The sequence below is a fragment of the Pseudomonas yangonensis genome (genome assembly GCF_009932725.1).
In the GTDB taxonomy this organism is placed as follows: domain Bacteria; phylum Pseudomonadota; class Gammaproteobacteria; order Pseudomonadales; family Pseudomonadaceae; genus Aquipseudomonas; species Aquipseudomonas yangonensis.
In genome coordinates, this window is record NZ_BLJU01000300.1 from 1 (window position 1) to 236 (window position 236).

The 236-nt window shown below is 62.7% G+C and carries 1 pseudogene; it reads left to right on the forward strand.

Annotated features, from left to right (window positions below):
* Window positions 1-236: pseudogene (locus GYB81_RS24425) on the forward strand (putative monovalent cation/H+ antiporter subunit A); the annotation flags it as partial.

A 236-nucleotide genomic window follows, 5' to 3' on the forward strand; every position in this document is an offset into this window, starting at 1 on the left:
GCTGGATTCCGGCCCTGGGCATCAACCTGAGTCTACGCCTGGACGGCCTCTCGCTGCTGTTTGCCCTCTTGATCAGCGGCATCGGCAGCCTGATCGTGCTCTACGCCGGCAGCTACCTGTCCAGTCATGTCCACCTCGGTCGCTTTCACGCCTACCTGCTGGTGTTCATGCTGGCGATGCTCGGCCTGGTGCTGGCCGACGATCTGGTGGCGATGTTCGTGTTCTGGGAGCTGACC